This window comes from Devosia riboflavina (assembly GCF_000743575.1).
Taxonomy (GTDB): domain Bacteria; phylum Pseudomonadota; class Alphaproteobacteria; order Rhizobiales; family Devosiaceae; genus Devosia; species Devosia riboflavina.
Genome location: NZ_JQGC01000033.1, coordinates 156,272 through 178,592 on the forward strand (window position 1 = coordinate 156,272; position 22,321 = coordinate 178,592).

General features: G+C 62.2%; 19 protein-coding genes. 10 read left to right on the forward strand and 9 right to left on the reverse strand.

Annotation, left to right across the window (positions count from 1 at the left end; translation table 11 throughout):
* The first annotated feature begins 144 nt into the window (after positions 1-144).
* The 10 genes from JP75_RS25610 to JP75_RS23260 all read left to right on the forward strand — a co-directional run bounded on the left by JP75_RS25610 (position 145) and on the right by JP75_RS23260 (position 7,004).
* Positions 145-1,278 (forward strand): tetratricopeptide repeat protein, encoded by a 1,134-nt coding sequence (locus JP75_RS25610; RefSeq protein WP_051961260.1) that lies wholly within the window; start codon positions 145-147, stop codon positions 1,276-1,278.
* Between the two features lie 62 nt (positions 1,279-1,340).
* Entirely contained in the window at positions 1,341-2,180 is an 840-nt protein-coding gene (locus tag JP75_RS23220; protein WP_035087401.1) for an SDR family NAD(P)-dependent oxidoreductase, read from the forward strand.
* Between the two features lie 102 nt (positions 2,181-2,282).
* Entirely contained in the window at positions 2,283-2,714 is a 432-nt protein-coding gene (locus JP75_RS25615; protein ID WP_051961261.1) for an MliC family protein, read from the forward strand.
* 6 nt (positions 2,715-2,720) lie between these two features.
* Positions 2,721-3,308 (forward strand): hypothetical protein, encoded by a 588-nt coding sequence (locus JP75_RS23230; RefSeq protein ID WP_051961264.1) that lies wholly within the window; start codon positions 2,721-2,723, stop codon positions 3,306-3,308.
* Positions 3,309-3,326: 18 nt separating this feature from the next.
* A complete protein-coding gene (locus JP75_RS23235) occupies positions 3,327-3,800 on the forward strand; it encodes an urease accessory protein UreE (RefSeq protein WP_035087308.1) in 474 nt (157 codons plus the stop codon).
* The gene (locus JP75_RS23240) at positions 3,797-4,453 is read left to right on the forward strand and encodes an urease accessory protein UreF (protein ID WP_035087309.1); all 657 of its coding nucleotides are present in this window, start codon (positions 3,797-3,799) and stop codon (positions 4,451-4,453) included. The genes JP75_RS23235 and JP75_RS23240 overlap by 4 nt, the downstream gene beginning before the upstream one ends.
* Positions 4,450-4,881 (forward strand): DUF3995 domain-containing protein, encoded by a 432-nt coding sequence (locus JP75_RS23245; protein WP_084587890.1) that lies wholly within the window; start codon positions 4,450-4,452, stop codon positions 4,879-4,881. The genes JP75_RS23240 and JP75_RS23245 overlap by 4 nt, the downstream gene beginning before the upstream one ends.
* Before the next feature lie 15 nt (positions 4,882-4,896).
* Positions 4,897-5,529, forward strand: coding sequence for an urease accessory protein UreG (gene ureG, locus JP75_RS23250; protein WP_035087311.1), 633 nt, complete (start codon positions 4,897-4,899; stop codon positions 5,527-5,529).
* A gap of 2 nt (positions 5,530-5,531) precedes the next feature.
* A complete protein-coding gene (locus JP75_RS23255; RefSeq protein ID WP_035087312.1) occupies positions 5,532-5,996 on the forward strand; it encodes a GNAT family N-acetyltransferase in 465 nt (154 codons plus the stop codon).
* 153 nt (positions 5,997-6,149) lie between these two features.
* A complete protein-coding gene (locus JP75_RS23260) occupies positions 6,150-7,004 on the forward strand; it encodes an alpha/beta fold hydrolase (RefSeq protein ID WP_035087404.1) in 855 nt (284 codons plus the stop codon).
* 39 nt (positions 7,005-7,043) lie between these two features.
* Here JP75_RS23260 and JP75_RS23265 read toward each other — a convergent pair whose 3' ends face one another.
* From JP75_RS23265 to JP75_RS23305, 9 genes are all read right to left on the reverse strand, one after another.
* Positions 7,044-7,772, reverse strand: coding sequence for a metallophosphoesterase (locus JP75_RS23265; protein ID WP_035087313.1), 729 nt, complete (start codon positions 7,770-7,772; stop codon positions 7,044-7,046).
* Positions 7,769-9,778 carry a glycogen debranching protein GlgX gene (gene glgX / locus JP75_RS23270; protein ID WP_051961266.1) on the reverse strand — a complete coding sequence of 670 codons (2,010 nt, stop codon included), beginning with the start codon at positions 9,776-9,778 and terminating at the stop codon, positions 7,769-7,771. Before glgX ends, JP75_RS23265 begins: the two co-directional genes overlap by 4 nt.
* 10 nt (positions 9,779-9,788) lie before the next feature.
* Positions 9,789-11,420 carry an alpha-D-glucose phosphate-specific phosphoglucomutase gene (locus JP75_RS23275; protein ID WP_035087314.1) on the reverse strand — a complete coding sequence of 544 codons (1,632 nt, stop codon included), beginning with the start codon at positions 11,418-11,420 and terminating at the stop codon, positions 9,789-9,791.
* On the reverse strand, positions 11,401-12,861 hold the full coding sequence (gene glgA, locus JP75_RS23280) for a glycogen synthase GlgA (RefSeq protein ID WP_035087406.1): 1,461 nt from the start codon (positions 12,859-12,861) through the stop codon (positions 11,401-11,403). The genes JP75_RS23275 and glgA overlap by 20 nt, the downstream gene beginning before the upstream one ends.
* Positions 12,861-14,132 (reverse strand): glucose-1-phosphate adenylyltransferase, encoded by a 1,272-nt coding sequence (glgC, locus tag JP75_RS23285; protein WP_035087315.1) that lies wholly within the window; start codon positions 14,130-14,132, stop codon positions 12,861-12,863. Before glgC ends, glgA begins: the two co-directional genes overlap by 1 nt.
* A gap of 55 nt (positions 14,133-14,187) precedes the next feature.
* The gene (gene glgB, locus JP75_RS23290) at positions 14,188-16,377 is read right to left on the reverse strand and encodes a 1,4-alpha-glucan branching protein GlgB (RefSeq protein WP_035087316.1); all 2,190 of its coding nucleotides are present in this window, start codon (positions 16,375-16,377) and stop codon (positions 14,188-14,190) included.
* Between the two features lie 97 nt (positions 16,378-16,474).
* On the reverse strand, positions 16,475-18,946 hold the full coding sequence (locus JP75_RS23295) for a glycogen/starch/alpha-glucan phosphorylase (RefSeq protein WP_035087317.1): 2,472 nt from the start codon (positions 18,944-18,946) through the stop codon (positions 16,475-16,477).
* 95 nt (positions 18,947-19,041) lie between these two features.
* Positions 19,042-20,895: a monovalent cation:proton antiporter-2 (CPA2) family protein gene (locus JP75_RS23300; RefSeq protein WP_035087318.1), complete on the reverse strand. Its 1,854-nt coding sequence runs from the start codon at positions 20,893-20,895 to the stop codon at positions 19,042-19,044.
* A gap of 101 nt (positions 20,896-20,996) precedes the next feature.
* Positions 20,997-22,247 carry an AI-2E family transporter gene (locus JP75_RS23305; protein ID WP_084587892.1) on the reverse strand — a complete coding sequence of 417 codons (1,251 nt, stop codon included), beginning with the start codon at positions 22,245-22,247 and terminating at the stop codon, positions 20,997-20,999.
* Positions 22,248-22,321 lie beyond the last annotated feature (74 nt).

Sequence of the window (22,321 nt, forward strand, 5' to 3'; positions counted from 1 at the left end):
CAAACATATTGAGCGGCGCAGCAAAGCTCCTGCGCCGCTCAATATGCGTAGGCGCGTTCACTAACCATTGCGCATCTGGGCGAATTTGTTTCCTATTGCGCAAAGGCCGGAAACGGCTGTCCTGCTCACGCAAAGGCCCCGCCCGTGACCCGACGCCCCTCCCCACCCCAATCAACCCTTCCATCCGACCCCATCCTTGCCCTGCGCGCAAACGAGCTCCTGGCCCGGGGCCGGCAGCTTGAGAGCCAGGGCAAGATTGCCGATGCCGCACGCGTGAGTGCCGAACTGGTCAATGTCGCGCCTGATCTCGCCGAGGCGCATCAGTTCATGGGCAGCATGGCCATGCGTACCGGGGCCGCCGACATTGCCGCCATGAGTTTTGAGCGCGCCTTGCAGCTCAAACCGCGCTCTGCCGATCTCCATATCGCCCTCGCCCAGGCCCTGCTTGCCCTGCAGCGCCCAGCCGACGCTGCACGTATCCTCGACAAGGGGCGCACCTTGCATCCCAACGACGCTGGGATTTTTCGCGAGCTGGGCCAGGCACAACTCGATCTCGGCCAGCCCGACGCTGCGCTCAAAAGTTTCTCGCGGGCGACAAAGCTAGTCCCCAACGATCTTTATTCGCGGCACATGGCCTCGGCCCTCGCGACGACAGGCGCGCCGAATCCCGGCTATGTCGCCGAGCTCTTTGACTCCTATGCCGGCACCTTCGATGCTCACCTGACAGGCAAGCTCGAATATCGCGTGCCCCAGGCCCTCGCCGCCGCGCTTGCCGAACACGGCCCCGTCGCCGGCCCAACCCTCGATGTCGGCTGCGGCACCGGCCTCGTCGCCACAACCCTGCCGGAAACCCTGCGCCCGATCGACGGCATCGATATCTCCGAAAAGATGATCGCCAAGGCGCAAGAGCGCGGCGTCTATCGCCACCTCCGCACCGGCGACGCCCATGCCGTTCTGGCCGACGAACCCGATTTTGCCGGTCCCTATGGTCTCATCGTCGCCGCCGACGTCTTCATCTATATCGGAGACATCGGCGACCTTTTCGCCAGCCTCGCTGCCCGCCTCGCCCCCGGCGGCATTCTTGCCTTTTCCATCGAATTCAACGAGGCGCAAGGCATCGCCATCCGCTCCAGCGGCCGCTTCAGCCACAGCCCCGCCTACATTCACGGTCTCGCCGCAGCCAATGACCTGAGCATCCTCGCCGAAGTTTCGCATCCCATCCGGCTCGAACGCGAAATACCCATTCCCGGCCGCCTCTTTCTCCTCAGGCGCGGCTGAGGCACGCATTCCTCCGCGTCAATGTTCATGATATGTTCAACTCCGACTCGGAGGAGCACATCATGAACACGAAGACGGTTGCGCTGGTCACCGGCGCCAGCCGCGGTATTGGCCGCGGCATCGCCCTCGCCTTTCTCGCTCAAGGCATGACCGTTCATGTCACCGCCCGTACGGTGACGGACGCCCAGGCCTCTGTTCATCCCCAGCAGGAAGGCTCCCTCGATGGCCTCAAGGCCGAGGCGAAGGACTTGCCCGGCGAGCTCATTGTCCACGTCTGCGATCACGCCGACGACACCCAGACCGAGGCCGCCGTCGCCGCGGCCCTGCGCCAGTCCGGCCAGATCGATATTCTCGTCAACAATGCCTGGCCCGGCTACGAAAACATGGTGGAAGGCACCGACTACACCTGGGAGCGGCCATTCTGGGAACAACCTATGTGGCGCTGGAATGCGATGATCGACGTCGCCATGCGCACCAGCTTTGTTGCCAGCCGCGCCGTCGCTCCCGGCATGGTCGCCCGAAAGACCGGCCTTATCGTCAACATCTCCTTCTGGGCAGCCCAGAAGCACCACGGCAACGCCATCTACGGCATCGCCAAGGCCGCCACCGACAAGATGGCGTCCGACTTCGCACATGAGTTGCGCCCCCACGGCGTCGCAGCCATTTCGCTGTACCCCGGCCTCGTCCGCACCGAAGCGGTGCTGCGCAACGCCGAATATTTCGACATGTCCAATTCGGAATCGCCGCAATTCGTCGGCCTCGCCATTTCGGCGCTCTGGGCCGATCCGAACCGGCTCGAAAAATCAGGCAAGGTGCATGTCACCGCCGAGCTGGCCCGCGAATACGGTTTTGCCGATATCGACGGCAAGAAAATCGTGCCCGCAAGCCTCGGAGACTTCTAGATTTCATCACGCTGACACCTTGCCAGAACAATCAATCACCATGATTGTGGAGACAGACTCCTGGGTGCTTCGCACTGTTTCCAACGAAATCGAGGAAAAACCATGATCGATTTGAGGAGCCTTTTCGCGGGCGGCGTTCTGATGCTCGCGGCCGGTGTGGCCCTGGCTCAGGAAGCCCCGGCGCCTGCCGAAACCGCGCCGACGCCGCCGGTCCTGCCGACGGTGACGGCCACCCTGACGCTGACCCTCGACGCCACGAGCGATATCGAGCGCCGCACGGTCATCTACCAGTGCGACAATGGCGATGGTTTCCGCGCGCAATACATCAATGCCGCGCCCAATTTCCTCGCCATCGTGCCGGTGGAAGGCGAAACGCATATCTTTGCCACCACCATTTCCGCCTCTGGCGCCCGCTATGTCTCCGGCCCCTATGAATGGTGGGACACCGGTGACGAAGCGACCTTGCGTGACCTGCGCTCGGGCGAAGACGAGGCCCCCCTTGCCACCTGCCTTGCGGCCGGCAACGCACCCTAGGCTGCCATGGAACCATACACGACTGCCGAAATATTCCCGCACATCCGCGTCGTCATGGGAACGGTGGTCGGGTTGGGCATTACCCGCCTGCTCATGACTTTCGCCAATATGGTGCAGCACCCGGATCGGCGCGACCGCTCGGTCCTGCACCTGCTTTGGATGGGTTCGATCCTGCTCGAACTCGTCCTTTTCTGGTGGTGGGAACTGGCCCTGTTCCGCCTCGACACCTGGAATTTCGGCATCGTCATCTTCATCATCTTCTACGCTGTCACCCTCTTCATGATGGCGGCCCTGCTCTGCCCGGACAATATTTCCGAATACAGGGGCTATGGGGATTTCTTCCTAAAGCGCCGGCACTGGTTCTTCGGCCTCCTCGCCACAACCTTCGTGCTTGATACGCTCGACACCTTCATCAAGGGCGGCACGCATCTGTCGCGCTTCGATGCGTCCTATTTCATGCAGGTGCCGATCGGCATCATTCTCTGCATCATCGCCTGGCGCTCGACCAATCAACGTGTGCATTTGTTTGTGGTCGGGGTGCATATCGTCTACCAATTCTTCCTGATCGGACGTTTCTTCTACGTCACCCAGTGATTCAGGGACTACCACCGCATGCTTCGTGCCGTTGCCCATTTGCCCGCCCATCACGGCCGCGGCGCCGCCATCGACAGCATCACCCTCGCCCACGACGAGCGCCGCCTGCGCCGTAAGCTGCTCACCGGCAAGAACGGCACCGAGGTCCTCGTCGATTTCCCCAATACGGTGACTCTTGACCATGAAGGCGCGCTCGAGCTGGAAGATGGCCGCCTGTTCGAAATCCTCGCAGCCAAGGAAATCCTCTACGCCGTCACCGCCGACGACGCCGCGCATCTCCTGCGCCTCGCCTGGCACATCGGCAATCGCCACACCCCAGCACAGCTTGACGCCGACCGCATCCTCATCAAGCGCGACCATGTGCTGAAAACCATGCTCGAAGGCCTCGGCGCCAAGGTCACCGACGTAACCGAGCCCTTCTTTGCCGAGCACGGCGCCTATCACAGCCACAACCACGCCGAACCGGCCCACGCCCTCCTCGCCCGCAAGTGAGCACCGATCTGCAAAAACTGCTGACCTGGCTGTCCCCCGCCTTCCCGGTGGGCGCTTTCGCCTGGTCAGCCGGCCTCGAAACCGCCATCGTCAGCCGCCTCGTGCATGATCGGAAAACCGCCGAAGACTGGATATCAGGCGCCCTGCTCCATGGCAGCCTCCGCACTGACGCCATCCTTCTAGCCCACGCGCATAGGGCGCCCCGCGCGCCGGAAAAGCTCCAGGAACTGGCTGATCTCTGCTTGGCACTGACACCGGCAAAAGAACGCCACGCCGAAACCACCATGACCGGCAATGCCTTCGCAACGGCTGGCGCCGCCTGGCCAGTTGAGCCGCCACTTGAGCTGCCCCTCCCCTGCCCCTACCCAATCGCGGTCGGCGCTCTGGCCGGCGCCCATGGCGTCGGCGCCCTCGATACGCTCGTCGCTTTCCTCACCGCCACGGTCCACAGCCAGGTGTCCGTCGCCGTGCGTCTGGTACCCATCGGCCAGACAGACGGCCTTGCCATCATGGCTGCGCAGGAGCCCAAAATCGCAAAACTGGCTGATATCTGCCAACATGCCACACTGGACGAAATCGGCAGCGTCGCCTATGGCGCCGATATCGCCCAGATGCAGCACGAAACGCTGCCCACAAGGATCTTTCGTTCATGAACATGTTCATCGCGTCCATGATGTTCATCGCCCTCTTCGCCGTCTCGCTGGCCCACTTCCTCTGGTCGCTCGGACGCACCTGGCCGATCCGCAACGAAAAGCTGCTCGCCCAAACCGTCGTCGGCTTCAAGGACATCGAGCGCATGCCGCCGCGCCTCGCCTCCTTGGCTGTTTCCATCGCCACCATCGCCGCCGGCATCTATGCCCTGGCGCTGGCCGATCATGACAGCGGCGGTACGCTGCTTGATCTCGGCGGCATTGCGCTGGCCGCCGTGTTCCTCGCCCGCGGCATTGCCGGCTACACCACCTGGTGGAAAGGCCTGACCCCGGAACCGAACTTCCGTCTCAACGATATCAGGGTCTATTCTCCGCTCTGCCTCGCCCTCGGCCTCGGCTTCCTCGCCCTCGTCGTCTTCCGTCATCTCTGATCAAGGAAACGTGCCATGACCAAAAGCCTCAATGGACCGCTCCGCATCGGCATTGGCGGCCCCGTCGGGTCGGGCAAGACGACCCTTTGTGAAATGCTGCTCAAGGCCATGCGCGATCGCTATTCCATGGCCGTGGTCACCAATGACATCTATACGCGCGAAGACGCCCTGATCCTCGCCCGCGTCCAGGCCATTTCCGAGGATCGCATCGTCGGCGTCGAAACCGGCGGCTGCCCGCATACCGCCATCCGCGAAGACGCCTCGCTGAACCTCGCCGCCATCGACGATCTCAACCGCAAATTCCCCGATCTCGATATCGTCCTGATCGAAAGCGGCGGCGACAATCTCGCGGCCACCTTCTCCCCCGACCTCGCCGATCTCACCATCTATGTGATTTCGGTCGCCCAGGGCGAAAAGATCCCCCGCAAGGGCGGCCCCGCCATTTCCCGCTCCGACCTCTTGGTCATCACCCACACTGATCTCGCGCCCTATGTCGGCGCCAGCCTTGAAGTGATGGAAAGCGACACGCAAAAAGTGCGCGAGGGCCGGCCCTATGTCTTCACCGACCTCTTGCGCCGCGAAAGCCTCGATCAGATCATCGGCTTCATCGAAAAGCACGGCGGCTTCCAGGCCGTAGCCGCGGAATAGTCTTGGGCGACCACATCCGCCTCCGCAAGCTGCTGGACGCGCCGATCCAACTACCGACGCTCCCGGCAGGCGTCGCCATCACGCCGCTCTGGCAGGCCAAGCCAATGGCCCTCCACGCCCTCCTCCGGGCCGCCTATGTCAGTGGCGGCGGCTCGGTGCCGGATTTCGACGCCTGGTGGTGGCCGCTCGTCGAAGACGAAGAATTCGACCCCGCCCTTGTCATCATCGCCAGCGCCGGCATCGAGCCCATCGGCCTCATCCAGTGTTGGACCAGCAGCTTTGTGAAAGACCTCGTCGTCGCGCCCAATTGGCGCAACCGCGGCCTCGGCGCTTATCTTCTCAACGCCGCTTTTTCGGAATTCCATCGCCGCGGTGCCCCCCATATCGACCTCAAGGTCGAGTTGTCGAACCCTGCCGGCCAGCGCTTCTATCACCGCCACGGCATGGTGGCCGCTGGGCCAGCCTGACCGGTCGATTCAATAAATCTACTAACCCAATAGACTTTCTTGTCATAAAAGTTTCCGCCGTTGAAATCGGCGGCAATGGCGTTTCTTGCCCGCAAATCGGGCCGCCACCTATCCTTGGCCATCCTGAAAAGACAGGCCTTGGGGACTGACCACATGAAGATTCTTGCCACTGCCATCACCGGCCTCGTCGCCGCCACGCTGGCCTTAGCACCCACCCTTGCCGCCGAGCGCTACGAGACCCTGCCCTACGCGCTCTCGCCCTCCTCCGCTCCGGTCGAGACCGGCACGGTCACCTCCAACGGCGCCGAAATCTACTACGAGATCTACGGCAAGTCGGGCGATCCGATCCTTCTTATTCACGGCGGCGCCGGCAATACCGAGACCTGGGGCAATCAGGTCAACGCCTGGCTTCGTTCCAACCGCGTCATCGTTGCCGACACTCGCGGTCACGGCAAATCCTCGGCCGACGACCAGCCCTTCAGCTACCAGCTTTTCGCCGACGACTTCATTGCCCTCCTCGACAAGCTCGAAATCGAAAAGACCGCCGTGGTCGGCTGGAGCGACGGCGGCATCATCGGCATCGACCTTGCTTTGCGTCATCCGGAACGCCTGACCAAGGTCGTCGCCTACGCCGCCAACGTCACCACCGACGGCGTGCAGTCGACCGTCCTCGAAAACCCGACATTCCTGAAATACCTCGACCGCGCCCGCGGCGAATATGCCCGCCTCTCGCCCACGCCCGATGGCTATGACGCCTATCTCGAAAAGATCGGCCAGCTCTGGGCCACCCAGCCCAACTGGACCGCGGAAGAACTGAGCAAGATCACGACGCCCATCCTCGTTCTCGCCGGCGACCACGAGGAAGCCATCAGCGAAGACCACACCCGCAAGATCGCCGCAGAGATCCCGGGCTCCGAACTGGTGCTGCTCGAAAACGCCAGCCACTTCGCCCATCTGCAGGACCCGACCAGCTTCAACACGGTTGTCGGCGATTTCCTGAAGGAATAAGAACACGAATGCCCGGCCCCAAAGCCGCGCATTCACCCTCTAGTCGACCATCACCACATGGCTCACCAGATTGCCGCCGGCGAAATGGTGCAGCAGCAGGCCTGGCGGATCGACGATCTCGCTCTCCCGCCCATCGAGCCGCAGCCTATTGGCCTTGGTCACCGACGGCGCCATGGTCGCCTGACGACCGGCAAAGCGTGTGAACATCGGCCGATGCACGTGGCCGCAGGTGAGCGCCAGGACCCTGTCCCCCGCCGCCTCGATCACCGCCGCCAGCCCCTCGCCATTGAAACAAATATTGCGGTCCTTGCCGTCGATACCCGTTGGGAACGGATGCTGGTGCTGAAAGATCAGCGTCGGCAAATCCGAGGCAGCCAGCTCTGCCGCCAGCCATTCGAGCTGCGGCCCAGCATCGCCGTGATGGGCCCCTTCCACGGTGACATCCAGCCCGATCAGCCGAAGCCCGTCAACCTCACCCACGACATTGAGCGGCCGATTGCTCGTCCAACCGAACCTGTCCCCAAAGGCCTGCCGTATATCGCTATGGTCGTCGACATTGCCGGGCACAACGAAATAAGGGCAGCCAAGACTATCGAGCCGCTCCTTCACGGCCCGATAGCTCCGGTCATGCGCCTCCTCGGCCAGATCGCCGCTGACGATGACGGCATCGGGCCGCATGGGGTGAAGCCAGCCCAGCACCTTGTCAAGCCGGTCGAGCCTTTCGCCCGACCCGTTCGCATGGATATCGCTGAGCTGGGCGACGATCATTGCGCGGCCGGCCTCACGAGAGCCAACACGGTGCGCGCGCCAACCTGAACCCGGCCATCGGCAATGGTGACGGATGTGTCCGGATCAGAGTCGATCCCGACCACCCAGTCCCCTTCCGGCAGCTTGGCGGAAACCGGATCGATCCGGCGATTGAACCAGATCAGGACCTCTTCGTCCTTGTGCCTCAGATGCATCCCAAGCACCGAGGCGCCGCCGTCGTTCCAGTCGCCCTCGGTCATCTCGTGGCCGTCGGGATGCAGCCAAACGACATCGCGAACGCCATGCCGCTCCTGCCCGGTCAGGAAATGATCGTGGCTGACGGCCGGATGGGCCTTACGGAAGGCGTTTATCGCCGCAACGAAATCCACCAGCGCCCCATCGGCGCCTTCCCAGTCGAGCCAGGTGATTTCGTTGTCCTGCGCGTAGGCATTATTGTTGCCCTGCTGCGTGCGATACATCTCGTCGCCCTGCTGGATCAGCGGCGTACCGCGCGACAGGAAAAGCGTCGCCAGGAGCGCCCGCACATCGCGCTTGCGCGCCGCATTGATGGCCGGATCGTCCGTCTCGCCCTCGACGCCGCAATTCCACGACTGGTTATTGTTGTGCCCGTCGCGATTGTTCTCGCCATTCGCCTCGTTGTGCTTGTCGTGATAGCTCACGAGATCGCGCAGGGTGAAACCGTCATGCACGGCCAGCATGTTGACGCCATGATGCGGCTTGCGGCCGGCAAAATCGAAAATCTCGGCCGAACCCGAAACCTTCCCCGCCAAAGCCCCGATCTTGGCCGGCTCGCCCTTCCAGAACGAACGCACTTCATCGCGAAATGTGTCGTTATGCTCCTGGAATTCCTTGCCGAATTTCCCGAGCGCATAGCCGCCCGGACCCGGATCCCAAGGCTCGGCCACTAGGATGCACTTCGAAAGTACCGGATCAGCCTTGATCTTCTTCAGCATCTCCGCTTCCGGGTTGAATCCCGGTTCCCGGCCAAGAACAGTCGCCAGATCGAAGCGGAAACCGGACACGCCCATTTCCTCGACCCAATAGCGCAAGCTCTCGATCACCAGCCGCTGCACGGCCGGATGATCGCAGCGCAGCGTATTGCCGGTGCCGGTATCGTTGACGAGGTGCTGTTTCCCGTCGACTTCCACGAAGCGGTAATATGTGTGCGCATCGAGCCCCATCATGCTCAGCATGGGCCCATTGGCGTCGCTTTCGCCCGTGTGGTTATAGACCACGTCGAGGATCACCGAGATGCCGTTCTTGCGATAGAGATCGGTCATCACCCGCAATTCCTGCGGCCCGCGCGGCGCCAACCGCGGATCGATGGCGAAATAGGCCACCGGATTGTAGCCCCAGGCGTTAGTCAGCCCCAGCGCCGGCAGATGCCCCTCGTCGATCCAAGCCGCCGTCGGCATGAGCTGGATCGTGTCCACGCCCATATGCTTGAAATGGTCGACCACCCACTTGGTGGTCAGCCCGGCAATCGTCCCACGTAGCGGCCCCTGCACGCTCGGATGGCGCATGGAGAAGCCACGCACATTGAGCTCGTAGAAAAGGCTCGGCGCCTTCTTGCGCGGCAGGATGTTTTCATTGCCCTCCCCGACCACAATGGCCTTGGGGATCAGCGGCGCCGTATCCACCGCCTCTTCGCGCGGCAGCCGCAGGCGCGGCGAGCGCACAAAGACGCGGTCGAGCCGCCGCGCATAGGGATCGACCAGCAGCTTGTTCGGATCGAAGAAATAGCCCCGGTCCGGATCATATCGCCCGTCGGCCCGCAGCCCGTAGCGCGCGCCCGCCCCGATGCCGGCGACCAGGCCGGCCCGGATATTTTCGGCATGCACATCGAGCTCGAAGCGCTCGATTTCCTGGTCCTGCTCATCATAGAGCGAGACCCAGATTGCCGTTGCGGCCTCGGAATAAACCGCGAAATTCACGCCCTCGGGCGTGATCGTGGCGCCGAGCTTTTCAATGCTCCCGGCGCCGGGAACGAGATGTGGACCCGTCAATTGCGTGCGCTCAAGTGATAACGCTGGGCTCGGTGCGCCCTGTCCGGGCTTTGATGCCGGCGAGGTCTTCGGTGATCCCGACAAGAGGCTCGAGGGCGCGTTGGACATCGAGATCGTGGTTTCCATTGGGGGGCTCATACTGTTCGAGGTAGACCCGCAACGTCGCGCCCACCGTGCCAGTTCCTGAGAGCCTAAGGACTATTCGCGAACCGTCCTTGAACCCGATCCGAATACCCTGCTTGGCGCTCGTCGAACCATCCACAGGATCATGATAGGTGAAGTCATCCGCGTAGGCGACTTCGAGCCCATTGAGCACCTGCCCCGGCAACGTCGAAAGCCGCCCGCGCAGGTTATCGACCAGCGCATTGGCGATGGCGCTGTCCACTTCCTCATAGTCGTGGCGCGTATAGTAATTGCGCCCATAGGTCGCCCAGTGCTCGCGCACGATGGCGTCGACGCTCTCCTTGCGCACGGCCAGGATATTGAGCCAGAGCAGCACGGCCCAGAGCCCGTCCTTCTCGCGCACATGGTCCGAGCCCGTGCCGGCGCTCTCTTCGCCGCAGATGGTAACGCGACCAGCGTCGAGCAGATTGCCGAAGAACTTCCACCCCGTCGGCGTCTCGTGCATTTCAATGCCGAGCTTTTCCGCCACGCGATCAGCGGCAGCGCTGGTCGGCATGGAGCGGGCGATGCCCACAATCCCCGCCTTGTAGCCCGGCGCCAGATGCGCATTGGCCGCCAGGAGCGCCAACGAGTCCGACGGCGTCACGAAGCGGTTCTTGCCGATGATGAGATTGCGGTCCCCGTCCCCGTCCGAAGCCGCACCGAAATCCGGCCCAGCCTCGGTCATCAGCAGGTCGTACATGTCCTTGCAATAGACGAGGTTCGGATCGGGATGGCCATGGTTGAACGTCGGCGACGGCACGCCGTTCTTCACCGTCCCCGCCGGAGCCCCAAGCAGCCCTTCGAGGATAGCCTTGGCATAGGGCCCGGTGATCGCGTGCATCGAGTCGAAGGTCATGGTGAAGCCGGACTTGAACAGCCCGCGAATGGCCTCGAAGTCGAACAGCGTCTGCATCAGCACCGCATAGTCCTTCACGGGGTCGATCACTTCGACCACCATGTCGCCGACCTGCTGCGTGCCGATCTTGCTCAGGTCCACATCGGGCGTATCGAGCGCCTTGTAGCTGTCGATCACCTTGGTGCGCGCATAGACCGCGTCGGTAATCTTCTCCGGCGCCGGCCCGCCATTCCCGACATTGTACTTGATGCCGAAATCGCCATCCGGCCCGCCCGGATTGTGACTCGCCGACAGAACAAGTCCGCCGAAGGCCTTGTAATGGCGAATGATATTACTCGCAGCCGGCGTCGAAAGCAGGCCACCTTGCCCGACCAACACCTTGCCAAAGCCATTGGCCGCGGCAATGCGGATCGCCTTCTGGATGGCGACGTCGTTGAAGAAGCGCCCGTCCCCGCCGATCACCAGCGTCTGGCCTGCGAGACCTTCGAGGCTGTCGAAAATCGACTGGATGAAATTCTCGACATAGTTGGGCTGGCTGAAAACCGGCACTCGCTTCCGAAGGCCCGAAGTGCCCGGCTTCTGGTCGGCATAGGGCGTGGTCTTAATGATCTGTATCGTCATCGGCTTTCAGTCCAATCAGCGATGCATAGAGCTGGGCATAGCGGGCGGCGCTGGATTCCCAGCTCACGTCCGATTTCATTCCCCGCCTCTGCATCTTCTTCCAGCTTTTTTCGTCGGCATAGAGGTCGAGCGTGCGCCTGATGGCATTGGCCAAAGCAGCCTCATCGGGCGGCGCGAATTGCACCCCCGTCGCTACCTCGGCCTGCAATGCGGCAACATTGGCATCGATCACCGTGTCATTGAGCCCGCCGACCCGGCTGACCAGCGGAATACAGCCATAGCGCAGCGCATAAAGCTGCGTCAGTCCGCAGGGTTCGAAGCGCGAGGGCACCATCATCACATCGGCCCCGCCCTGCACCAGATGGCTCAGGCGTTCGTTGTAGCCGGTCACAAGACCCACCCGCCCCGGATGCCGCATGGCCGCACCGCGAACCGCATTTTCCAGCTCCGCCTCGCCTGAACCCAGCACGGCAAGCTGCGCCCCAGCCTCGACCATCATGTCGATGCAATTGACCAGCAGGTCGATGCCCTTCTGCCAGGTCAGCCGGCTAACGACCGCAAAGAGCGGGCTATTGGACGGCTCCAGCGCAAACGCTTCCTGCACCGCCGCCTTGTTGGTGGCGCGGCTGCCGAGCGAATTGGCGGTATAGGTCGAACTCAGGCTCTGGTCGGTCGCCGGATTCCAGGCATCCATGTCGATGCCGTTGAGCACACCGAACACCGTGCCCGAGCGATTGTTGAGTAGCCCTTCGAGCCCCATGCCAAAAGCCTGGGTGCGGATTTCAGCCGCATAGGTCGGCGACACGGTCGTCACCACATCGGCGCATTCGACACCGGCCTTGAGGTAGCCGATACCACCAAAATATTCGACGCCTTCCATCGAAAAGGCATGTGGCGGCAGGCGCAATTGCGCAAAGATATCGGCGCCGAATGTCCCCTGGAAGGCCATGTTGTGGACGGTCATCACCGTCTTCAGCGTCGCCGAAGGCCCATACTTCACATAGGCGGCAACAAGCCCTGCCTGCCAGTCATGCGCGTGAATGACCTGCGGCCGGTAGCCTTCCACCAGCCCCAGCCCCAGTTCCGCCGCCGCCCAGGAAAGCGCGGCAAAACGTTTCCAGTTGTCCGGCCAGTCCCAGCCATCGGGCCCCATATAGGGATTGCCCGGCCGATCATAAAGCGCCGGCGCATCGAGCACGATCAGGTCTAGCCCCTCGGCCCGGCCGGCGATCAGCCTGCCGGTGACGCCGAAAAGGTCGCTGAAATAATAGACCTCGCGCGATTGCCCGAGCTTGGCCATCACCGCGGGATAGCCCGGCACCAGCGTTCGCATGGAAACGCCGTTCTTGGCGAGCGCAGCCGGCAGGGCGCCGGCTACGTCGGCCAGCCCCCCGGTTTTGATCAGCGGATAGACTTCCGAAGCAACGGAAAGAACTTCGATCATCGATCAGCCAGATACCTGTTGACCATCGCCTGGGTGACAAGGGTCACGCCGTCCTCAGTGCGCCGGAACCACTTGTCGTCGAATTCCGGATCCTCGCCGACAACCAACCCTTCCGGGATGGAAACGCCGCGGTCGATGACGACCTTCTTGAGCCGCGCATTGCGCCCGATATCGCAATAGGGCAGCACCACCGCCTCATCGAGTACCGAATAGGAATGCACCCGCGAACCGGTCGACAGCAGCGTGCGCTGCAGATGACCGCCCGAAATGATGCAATCGCCCGACACCAGCGAGTTCACCGCAGACCCACGGCGCCCGTCAAAGTCGTGCACGAACTTGGCCGGCGGCGTGATCTCGGCATAGGTCCAGATCGGCCAGTCACGATCATAAAGATCGAGCTGCGGATTGATATCGGTCAGGTCGATATTGGCCTTCCAATAGGCGTCGACCGTACCCACGTCGCGCCAATAGGAAACCGTCTCGTTACTGGAGCGCACGCAGGAGCGCGGGAAGCGATGCGCCCAGGCCGTGCCGTTCTTGACGATATAGGGAATGATGTCCTTGCCGAAGTCACGGCTCGAGCCTTCTGTCGCCGCGTCGCGACGCAGTTGTTCCATCAGGAAGCGCGTCTCGAACACATAGATGCCCATCGAAGCGAGCGCCATATCCGGCTTGTCCGGAATCCCCGGCGGGTCCTTGGGCTTTTCGACGAAATCGACCACCCGGTCGCGCCCGTCGACATGCATCACGCCAAAACCCGTTGCTTCCATGCGCGGCACTTCGAGGCAACCGATCGTCACGTCCGCGCCCGTGTCCACATGCTGGCGCAGCATGATTTCATAGTCCATCTTGTAGATGTGGTCGCCAGCCAGCAGCACGATGTAGCGCGCGCCATAGTCCTCGATGATGTCCATGTTCTGGTAGACGGCGTCGGCCGTACCCGCATACCACATGTCTTCCTTGACGCGCTGGCTCGCCGGCAGCACGTCAAAGCTTTCGTTACGCTCGGTGCGGAGGAAGTTCCAGCCACGCTGCAGGTGGCGGATCAGGCTATGCGCCTGATACTGCGTCGCCACCGAAATGCGGCGGATGCCCGAATTGATGGCATTGGAGAGCGCGAAGTCGATGATGCGCGACTTGCCCCCAAAATAGACAGCAGGCTTGGCGCGTCGGTCGGTCAATTCCATCAAACGCGTGCCGCGCCCCCCGGCAAGCACATAGGCCATGGCTTCGCGCGCCAATGGAGACGGTACTCGATAATCAGCCATTTATTTCCCTCCACTACTGCCCGCATTGAAGCGGGACGTATTCACCCGAGACGGATCACTCCGGCTCATATTTCAAAAACAGCGTTGCCAGCGGCGGCAAGTACAGTTCCATTTCCGCAGGCATATGCCGCCCCTCTACGGCATGGGCGGTCACCGCCCCCTGATTTCCCGTATTGCCCCCGGCATACCAGCCAGCATCCGTATTGATCCGCTCCACCCAGCGCCCCGCATGGGGCACCGGCACCTTGTACCCACTGCGTGGCACTGGCGTGAAATTGGAGATGACGATCACCGGATCGGCCCCCTCGGCCTTTCTCACCCATGCATAGACGGTATTGGTCTGGTCATTGCCGATCAGCCACTCGAAGCCCTCGGGCTCGCAATCGTGCTCATAGAGGGCCGGCAGGCTGCGATAGGCAGCATTGAGATCAGCCACCAGCCGCCGCATGCCCTCATGCGGCGCGGCATCGAGCAGCCACCAGTCAAGCCCACGGCTTTCCGACCATTCCTCGCGCTGCGCAAATTCCTGCCCCATGAACAGGAGCTTCTTGCCCGGATGCCCCCACATGAAGGCGAGATAGGCCCTGAGATTGGCAAATTGCTGCCAGTCATCGCCCGGCATTTTCGAGAGCAATGCGCCCTTCCCGTGCACCACCTCGTCATGGCTCAGCGGCAGCACGAAGTTCTCGCTGAACGCGTACATGAGCCCAAAGGTCATGTCGTTGTGGTGGTAGCGCCGATGGATTGGATTGCGGCTCATGAAACGCAGCGTGTCGTTCATGAAGCCCATGTTCCACTTGAAGCCGAAACCAAGCCCGCCATTATAGGTCGGATGGCTCACCCCGGGCCACGAGGTCGACTCTTCGGCAATCATGAAAGCGCCCGGAAACTGCCGATAGACCTCGGCATTCACTCGCTGCAGGAAGGCCACCGCCTCAAGGTTCTCGTTGCCGCCGTGCTTGTTGGGCACCCATTGCCCCGGCTGGCGCGAATAATCGAGATAGAGCATCGAGGCCACCGCATCGACGCGCAGCCCATCGATGTGGAACACCTCGAACCAGTAGAGCGCGCTATTGGTCAGGAAGGCCGAAACCTCCTTGCGCCCGAAATTATAGATCGCCGTGTTCCAGTCGGGGTGATAGCCCTGCCGCGGATCGGCGTGCTCATAGAGCGCCGTGCCGTCGAAGCGCGCGAGCCCGAATTCGTCTGTCGGGAAATGCGCCGGCACCCAATCGAGAATGACGCCCAGCCCCGCCTCATGCGCCGCATTCACCAGCCTCGCGAAGCCGGCAGGATCGCCATGGCGCGACGTCGGCGCAAACAGCCCCGTCGGCTGATAGCCCCAGCTCGGATCGAACGGATGCTCGGAAACCGGCAGGAATTCGAGATGGGTGTAACCCATATCGGCAGCATAGGGCACGAGCTGCTCGGCCAACTGGTCATAGCTCAGGAACGACCCATCCGGCCGCCGCCGCCACGACCCCAGATGCACCTCATAGATCGACATCGGCGTGCGCCGCCAATCATGGCTGGCGCGCTCTTCCATATATTTCTGGTCGGACCAGGTGAACGGCGTCGGATCGGGCACGACCGACGCCGTGCGCGGCCGCAACTCCGCCTGCCGCGCAAAGGGGTCCGCCTTGAGCGGCAAGACCTTGCCGTCCGGCCCGACGATTTCATACTTGTAGATCGTCCCGGTCCCGAGCACGGGAATGAACACTTCCCAAATGCCGTTGCGATTGCGCATAGGGTTGCGCCGCCCGTCCCACTGGTTGAACGCACCAACCACCGAAACGCGCTGTGCATTGGGCGCCCAGACGGCAAAATGCGTGCCGTGAATGCCTTCGAATTCCATCTCATGGGCGCCGAGCTTGTCGAACATCCTAAGATGGCTGCCTTCGCCGATATAGAAATCGTCCATCGGCCCCAGCACCGGCCCGAAGGAATAGGGATCGAACACGTCCCATTCCCCGCCGGCATTCTTGGCGCGATAGCGGATCGGTTGCCGCTGGTCAATCTCGACCTTGCCCTCGAACACGCCACCGGCGTGGCGAGGATAGAGGCCCCCGAGTTCCTTCCCATCGAGCGTGAAGGCGACAACCGATTCCGCATGCGGAATGAAAGCGCGCAACACCCATTGCCCGTCGACTTCGTGCAAGCCCAACACGCCGAAGGCATCCCTGTGGCGACCCGCCACGATTTCTTCGACGTCACGGCTATCGGCCTGCCAAGTTTCCCTGCTCACGCCCTATATCCCCCCATGACCGGCCGCTTCCATATCGGCGGTCGTACTCTGGAAAGGTCGCAGACCCGCTTTCGGATCCACGACCCGTCTCGTTTTCTTATGCGGTCTGCACGTTCCAGATATCGGCGGCATATTGCCGGATCGTCCGGTCCGACGAGAAGAAGCCGACATTGGCGGTGTTTCTGATCGCCATTGCGTCCCAGCGCGAGCGGTCGGCCCAGATCTTTTCGACCTGGGTCTGTGCCGTCCAATAGGCGTCGAAATCGCGCGCCACCATGAACCAGTCATGGTCATAGAGCCCGCCGATCAGATCGCGATAGCGATTGGGATCGTCTGGCGAGAACACACCCGAGGAAATCGCCTCCAGCGCCTCCCGCAGGCGCGGCGACTTGTCGATCGAGGCGCGCGGCACTTCGCTGCGGCTGCGCTTGTCTTCCACCTGCTCCGTCGTCAGCCCGAAGATGACGATATTGTCGTCGCCCACTTCCTTGTGCATCTCGACATTGGCGCCATCCATGGTGCCGATGGTGATGGCGCCATTGGCCATGAACTTCATGTTGCCGGTGCCCGAGGCTTCCATGCCCGCCGTCGAAATCTGCTCGGAAAGATCGGCCGCCGGTACGATCATTTCGGCAAGGCTGACATTGTAGTTGGGCAGGAACACAACCTTCAGGAGACCCCGCACAGCCGGGTCATGATTGATCACCTTGGCTACGTCATTGATCAGCTTGATGATCAGCTTGGCGTTCCAATAGCTCGGCGCCGCCTTGCCCGCGAAAATCTTCACCCGCGGCACCCAATCCTTCTCGGGATGGGCACGGATCTCGTCATAAAGCGCGACGGCATGAATGATGTTGAGCAACTGGCGCTTGTATTCGTGGATGCGCTTGATCTGCACGTCAAAGAGCGCATCGGCCGATACGGACACATTGACCCGCTCCTTGATCAGCTTGACCAGCCGCTCCTTGTTGGCGCGCTTAACCGCCGCGAACTGCTTCTGGAATCCCGGATCTTCAGCATGCGCACTAAGAGCATGCAGCTTGTCGATATCATCGAGGAAATCCGGCCCGATCCGCTCGCTCACGAGCTTGGTCAGCCCCGGATTACACTGCATCAGCCAGCGCCGCGGCGTAATGCCATTGGTCTTGTTGTTGATGCGCTCGGGATAGAGCTTGTGCAGGTCCGCAAACACCGTCTGCTTCATCAGCTCGGTATGGAGCGCGGAAACGCCATTGATCGAATGCGACCCGGCAAAGGCCAATTGCCCCATGCGCACCCGGCGCCCGCCATGCTCGTCGATCAGCGACACAGCCGCGATCTGCTGGTCCGTGAACTTGGCGCGACCACGCGCCTCCGCCAGCACATCGGCATTGATCTGGTAGACGATCTGCATATGGCGCGGCAGCAGCCGTTCCAGCAGCGCCACCGGCCAGCTTTCGAGTGCCTCCGGAAGCAGCGTGTGGTTGGTATAACCGAACGTGCCCTTGGTCAGCTTCCAGGCCTCGGCCCATTTGAGCCCGTTGTCATCGACGAGAATGCGCATCAATTCGGCAACCGAAATGGCCGGATGCGTATCGTTGAGCTGAATGGCCACCTTGTCCGGCAGCGAGCCGAGATCGCCATATTGCTGCAGATGCCGCCGCACGATGTCCTGCAGCGAAGCGGACGAGAAGAAAAACTCCTGCCGCAGCCGCAGTTCCTGCCCCGCCGGCGTCGAGTCAGCCGGATAGAGAACCCGCGTGATCGCCCCAGCCTTGGCGCTTTCTTCGAGCGCGCCGATATGGTCGCCGGAATTGAACTTGTCGAGCAGGATCGGATCGATCGGCTGCGCGCTCCAGAGCCGCAGCGTATTTACGCGCGCCCCACGCCACCCGACGATCGGCGTGTCATAGGCCACCGCCAGCAGATGCTCGTTCGGCCGCCATTCGTGCCGCACCGTGCCGTCGGCATCGGTGATCGGCTCGACATGCCCGCCAAAGCCAACCTCATAGGCGCTTTCACGGCGTTCGAATTCCCAAGGATTGCCATGCGCGAGCCAGTCTTCCGGCAGCTCAACCTGCCAGCCCTCGCTCATTTCCTGGCGGAAGAGGCCGTGCACATAGCGAATGCCATAGCCATAGGCCGGGATTTTCACCGAAGACATGGATTCGAGAAAACACGCCGCAAGACGGCCGAGACCACCATTGCCCAGAGCCGCATCGGGCTCGAGATTGATCAGGTCGCCGAGGTCGACATTGAGATTCTTCAATGCCTGCTGCACGGGCTCCATCAGCCCGACATTGCTGATCGCATCGCGCATCAGCCGGCCGATAAGGAATTCGAGGCTGAGATAATAGACGCGCTTGTTGGAGGTGCGCCAGGTCTCGCGCGAACTCTCCATCCAGCGGTCCATGATGCGGTCACGCACCGCCAGGATGGTGGCGCGCAACCAGTCATGCGGACGCGCGACAATCGGATCCTTGCCGACCGAATAGATCAGCCTTTCGAGGATTTCCGCCTGTATAGCTTCAACGGTAGAGGCACGGGGCTCGGGCGTCGGAGCATCGTAGACGATCGGCTTTTGCGGCATATCGCAATCCAGTGTTCATGACGATGTTCCCCTCTAATGTGCTCACTCTTGCACTTAATTTGTGCATCGGAAAGCCCCCTTGGAGAGGAGAAAAATCAGGTCCCCTGTGCGGGGACGGAATGGGCTACGGCGTCCTCGGCGCTCTCTTCGGAAACCGATACGCCGCTCTCGCGCGCCTGCTCCTGCGCATTGCTGACCAGTAGCCTGCTGAGGTTTCGCCAGTCTTCGCCACCCAGTTGCAGTTCGAATCGCTGCCGGTCGCGGGCGCGCACGCCTTCCAACACTTCGGCGACCTCCTCCTCGCTGGCACCGAGCATGGCGATAGCCTCGCCGCCGAGAATGACAGCCGATTCGAAGGTTTCGCGAAGCTGGTACTCCACTCCCGCCTGGATCAATTCGATGCTGTGCTGTCGATCGAAGGACCGCGCCACCACCCGCGCCAACGGAAACTCGTCGCGCAGCAATTCGGCGATGCGCGTCGTCTGCTCGCGTTGGTCGGTACAGATCAGGATCAGGTCCGCCGTACTCGCGCCGGCAGCACGCAGGATATCGAGGCGCGTCCCATCACCGTAATAGACCTTGAACCCGATCTGCGCCGCAGCCCGGATCATGTCCGTATCATTGTCTATGATCGAAACCGAATGGCGCATGGCCAGCAAGGGCTGGCTGGCGATCTGCCCGAAGCGCCCGAAGCCAATGATCAGCACCCGGCTATTGAGCCCATCGGCCGTCTCGACGCCATCCATCGATTCCACGCGCTTGGGCATCAGATAGCGCAGGCCGATCATGGCGAATGGCGTCAGCACCATGGAAATGATGACCGTCGCCGTAAAAATCGCATTGCTTGGGCCATCGATAAGCCCCGCCGCAACGGCAGTCGTATAGAGCACGAAGGCGAATTCGCCGCCCTGCCCCATCAGCACCGCCCGCTCCAGCGCCTCCCCATGCCCCGAGCGCAGCAGCCGCGCGATCACATAGATCGCCCCCGCCTTGACCAGCATGAAGGCCAGCACGCTGACCGCGATGAGCTGCCAATTCTCCCCGACAATCCCCAGATCGAGCGACATGCCCACGGCCAGAAAGAAGAGCCCGAGCAAAAGGCCGCGAAACGGCTCGATATCGGCCTCAAGCTGGTGCCTGAAAGTCGATGTCGACAGCAATACGCCCGCAAGAAACGCCCCCATGGCCATGGAAAGCCCGCTGACCTGGAACAACAGCGCCGCGCCCAGCACCACCAGCAGCGCCGCCGCCGTCATCACCTCGCGCGCCTTGGACGAGGCAAGAATGGCAAAGAACGGGTTCATCACCCGCCGTCCGAGCACGATCAGCAGCAGGATGGCGCCGATGGCACTGCCAAAGCCGATGGCGCGCGTCAGCATGGATTGATCCTCGGCCGCAGGCGCCAGGATCGCCACGACAGCCAAAAGCGGCACGATGGCGAGGTCTTCGAGCAGCAGGATAGACACCATCTTCTGCCCGCTCTCGGACGCCAGCTCCCCGCGCTCCGCTAGTATCTGCATGACGATCGCGGTCGAGGTCAGCACGAAGCCCATGCCGAAAATGAAGGCAACGACAGGCGCAAATCCGAGCAGCAGCCCGACACCGGTCAGCAGCAACCCGCAACAGGCGACCTGAATGACGCCAAGCCCGAAGATTTGCTTGCGCAGGGCCCAGAGCTTGCTCGGCTCCATTTCGAGCCCGATGATGAAAAGAAACAGCACCACGCCCAATTCGGCCAGGTGCAGAACCGAACTCGGATCGGCAATCAGCCCGATGCCGGATGGCCCCAGCAGCAGCCCCGCCGCCAGATAACCCAGCACCGAACCAAGCCCAATACGCCGAAACAGCGGAACGGCCACCACGCCGGCAGCCAGGAGTGCCACGACGGGAACGAGATCGACGCCGCTATGCGCGGCCTCAGCCGCGTGGATGACAGCTTCTCCGGCCATGATTCGTAACCCCCGTCTCGTCCTGATCAGAACGACACTGGTCGGCAGAGGCACTTTCCGTCAAGGCTTCGGACTGCAAGGGTGCCCCGCGCCGGAAAACGCTAGGAAGAGGTTTCGACCCCGGTCGGCGCCGTTCCATCGGGCGGCTCCATACGCTCCTGCTTGCGCTTTTCCGCGCTGTCCTCGGCTTCCTGCCGCTGTTCCCTGATGGCCTGTGCTGCATTGGCCAGCAGCGCCTCGCGCTCGGTCATCCTGCTCGTGCGCCGCACCGGCCGCTTCGGCATCACCGGTTTGCTCGGCAGCGTATGGGTCAGGATCGAGGTCGCGATCAACAGCGTCGGCACGGCCACAAGCCCACCCACCGGCCCCCAGGCCCAGAGCCAGAAGGTGATCGAGAGAAAGATCACGAAGGGATTGAGCGTCATCGTCCGACCTATGAAATGCGGCGTAACGATCTGCCCCTCGACGAAATTGACGCCCATATAGCAAAGCGCCGGCAACACGATCTGCTCAAGCCGCGTCTGCGTCCCGAGCCCGACAGCCAGCAGGATCAGGATCATCGTGCCCTGCCCCACATAGGGAATGTAGTTGAGCACCGCCGCCAGCGCCCCCCAGAGGATCGGCGAGGGCATGCCGATGGCCCACATCACCAGCGTCACCGCCAGCCCCACGCAGCAATTGATGAAGGTGATCGAGAGCAGGAAACGGCTGACCTTGGCCTCGACATCGCGAAACACATGCGCCGTCCGCCACCGCATTTTTCGCGTCACGCAGAGCGACAGGACCGAAATGCGGATATGATCGCGCGTCGCGACGAAGAAATAGAGGCTGGCCAGAAAAATCAGGATTTGCGCCAATAGGGTCGGCGCCAACAGCGCCACGCTCGTCACCGCGCTGCCGTCCTCGACATTGACATTCATCGCGGCCGAGCCGCCGCCGAAAACCTCGCTGAGCTGCGACTGGAACTGCGAAAACGTCTCGAGCGGCTCCTTCAAATTTGCCAATTGCCCCTGCAGCTTTTCCCAGATCAGAGGCGCACGCGCCACCCATTCGCTGAGCGGCAAGGCGAAGGCTACGATTCCCGCCCCAATTACGCCGAGCAGCAACAGCACCACCACCGCCGCCGAAAGCGCCGGCGGCACGCCCACCCTTTCCAGCCGGTCGGCCACCGGCCCGAACATCAGCCCAATGACGATGGCCAGCGTCACCGGCGCCAGAAACATCTGCCCCGCCTGCAAGACGAACAACAGCACCACGGCTCCGATCGCCACCACCGACAGCCGCGCAGCATTGTCGAGCACACGCTCGAACTGGCTTTCATTCATGTCGTCGGGCGGAGATGGGGCTTTCATGGCAGCTTTCGGGGCTTGGTGACGCTGCCCCTACAACGTTGCCTGTCGATGAGCGTTCCTTTGGCCTATTGCCC

What these genes read in the sequence shown, in the direction of transcription:
- JP75_RS23220 (WP_035087401.1), top strand. Translation starts at nt 1,341, where the DNA reads ATGAACACGAAGACGGTTGCGCTGGTCACCGGCGCCAGCCGCGGTATT.
- JP75_RS25615 (WP_051961261.1), top strand. Translation starts at nt 2,283, where the DNA reads ATGATCGATTTGAGGAGCCTTTTCGCGGGCGGCGTTCTGATGCTCGCG.
- JP75_RS23230 (WP_051961264.1), top strand. Translation starts at nt 2,721, where the DNA reads ATGGAACCATACACGACTGCCGAAATATTCCCGCACATCCGCGTCGTC.
- JP75_RS23235 (WP_035087308.1), top strand. Translation starts at nt 3,327, where the DNA reads ATGCTTCGTGCCGTTGCCCATTTGCCCGCCCATCACGGCCGCGGCGCC.
- JP75_RS23245 (WP_084587890.1), top strand. Translation starts at nt 4,450, where the DNA reads ATGAACATGTTCATCGCGTCCATGATGTTCATCGCCCTCTTCGCCGTC.
- ureG (WP_035087311.1), top strand. Translation starts at nt 4,897, where the DNA reads ATGACCAAAAGCCTCAATGGACCGCTCCGCATCGGCATTGGCGGCCCC.
- JP75_RS23260 (WP_035087404.1), top strand. Translation starts at nt 6,150, where the DNA reads ATGAAGATTCTTGCCACTGCCATCACCGGCCTCGTCGCCGCCACGCTG.
- JP75_RS23265 (WP_035087313.1), bottom strand. Translation starts at nt 7,772, where the DNA reads ATGATCGTCGCCCAGCTCAGCGATATCCATGCGAACGGGTCGGGCGAA.
- JP75_RS23275 (WP_035087314.1), bottom strand. Translation starts at nt 11,420, where the DNA reads ATGACGATACAGATCATTAAGACCACGCCCTATGCCGACCAGAAGCCG.
- glgC (WP_035087315.1), bottom strand. Translation starts at nt 14,132, where the DNA reads ATGGCTGATTATCGAGTACCGTCTCCATTGGCGCGCGAAGCCATGGCC.
- JP75_RS23295 (WP_035087317.1), bottom strand. Translation starts at nt 18,946, where the DNA reads ATGCCGCAAAAGCCGATCGTCTACGATGCTCCGACGCCCGAGCCCCGT.
- JP75_RS23300 (WP_035087318.1), bottom strand. Translation starts at nt 20,895, where the DNA reads ATGGCCGGAGAAGCTGTCATCCACGCGGCTGAGGCCGCGCATAGCGGC.
- JP75_RS23305 (WP_084587892.1), bottom strand. Translation starts at nt 22,247, where the DNA reads ATGAAAGCCCCATCTCCGCCCGACGACATGAATGAAAGCCAGTTCGAG.